The organism is Arthrobacter sp. 2YAF22_2, assembly GCF_052114645.1.
Classification (GTDB): domain Bacteria; phylum Actinomycetota; class Actinomycetes; order Actinomycetales; family Micrococcaceae; genus Arthrobacter.
The window spans coordinates 1-1,749 of the sequence record NZ_JBFRFD010000642.1; the positions used below are offsets into that span (position 1 = coordinate 1).

Genomic DNA, 1,749 nt, shown 5'->3' on the forward strand with positions numbered 1-1,749 from the left:
GCGCAGAAAGGGCCTAAAGACACCATGACCCGCCCGCGCGGCCGCCCCATACTGACGGCATGAGCCAAGCGCCGCAGGAGCCGGGACCGCCCGCGGCGGCTCCAGAGACGTCAAGCGGGCCAGAGCCCGTCCCGGGGCGGCAGCCGGACCGTGTCCTCCTGGCCATTGTGGCCGCCATTGCGGTTCTGGTGGTTGTCGCCCTGGCGGTGGTCTTCCTCCGTGGGGAACCGCAGCCGCTGGACGCATCGTCCCCCGCCGGAGTGGTGCAGCGCTACAGCAAAGCCGTCATCGACGCCGACCCCGCCGCGGCGGATACCTATCTATCGGACAGTGCCCGATCCCGCTGTGCCAGCTTCTACGGCAGCGCCCAGGCCAGCCGCGTGGTCCTGATCGCGACGACCGAGCGGGGCGACACCGCCACGGTGAAGGTCTCAGTAGTGCACTCAGCGCCGGACGGCCYGTTCGGCCCCTCAGAATACGCCGAAGAGGCCACCATCGCCCTCGTGAAGACCGCTGGCAGGTGGTTGATCAACGATCTGCCCTACAGCCTCCAGACCTGCGTCGGCGGGACGTTGAAGAAGTGAGCGCCACGAGGGTGGCTGGCGGGCCCGCGGTGGTGCCCGTCCAGGCGAAGCTCCGCCGGCTAGTGGTCATCGTGTTGCTGTTCGCCCTCGTCGTGATTGCCGCCAACGGGCTCAGCGGCCTGCTGGAACGGCTGCTGCGCTCCGGCCAGGTGCTGGCCGGCGACAGCGTTGCTGGACTGGCGCTGTCGTTGGCGTTCACCCTGGTCGGCGGCCCGCTCGCGGCGCTGCTGTGGTGGCTCGTATGGCGGCGGCTGGACGAGGACGCGGAGCGGGCAGCCCCCTCCTGGGGTCTCTACGTCGCCGCGGTTTACACGATGTCCCTCGTCATCTCTGCCACGTCCCTGCTGGCCATGGCCGCCTCCGTCATCGCGGAGAACAATCCGGAGTGGCGCTCAGCCCTGTCCGTCGGGCTGGTCTGGGCGCTGGTCTGGGTATGGCACCACTGGATGTGGCGCCATCCGGCCCGGGGTCCGATCGAGCTCGCCACCGTGCCGGCCGTGCTCGGCACCTACTTCGGTCTGGCCCTCGGCGCGGGCGCTGCGGTACTGGCCCTGGGTGGACTGTTCGACGTCGCCCTCCGCGGGCCCATGGAACTCACCCCGACCGATAACCCCTGGTGGCGGCCGGTCCTCCGGGACCTGGTCTGGGCGGCCGGGGGAGCCGCGGTCTGGTGGGGACACTGGGTGCGGGGCGGTGCGCGCCGGCTGCGGGACGGGTTCGCGGACGTCGGGCTGATCGTTGTCGGAGTGCTGGCTCCCGGATTGCTCGCCCTGGGCGGCGCCGGCACCGCCCTCTTTGTGCTGCTGCGACTGGTGTTTGACCGGCAGGATTCGCTGCCGGCACTGCTCGAGCCGCTTGGCGTTGCCGTCGCCGCGGCCGCCGTCGGCGCGCTGGTGTGGCGGTATTACCGGGCCGCGGCGGTGGTCCGCGCGCAGCGGACCCGGCAGGCGGGGATGCTGGTGACGTCCGGCGTGGCCCTGGCAGCGGCGGCCAGCGGCATCGGCGTCATCGTCAACGCTGCCCTGTCCATCGCGGTGTCGCCGCTCGCGGGTGGCAATGCCCGGACCCTGCTTCTGGGCGGCATCAGTTCCCTCGCCGTAGGCGGCCTCATCTGGTGGCTTGCGTGGCGGCCCGCAGAACAGCATCGCCGGCCTGCCGCAGGGGC

2 protein-coding genes are annotated in these 1,749 nt (G+C 71.5%); both read left to right on the top strand.

What is annotated here, in order from left to right:
- Nucleotides 1-59 precede the first annotated feature (59 nt).
- Entirely contained in the window at nt 60-584 is a 525-nt protein-coding gene (locus tag AB4Y86_RS18210; protein ID WP_441403554.1) for a hypothetical protein, read from the top strand.
- On the top strand, nt 581-1,749 hold a 1,169-nt coding region (locus tag AB4Y86_RS18215; RefSeq protein WP_441403555.1), incomplete at its 3' end, for a DUF5671 domain-containing protein. The genes AB4Y86_RS18210 and AB4Y86_RS18215, both read left to right, overlap by 4 nt.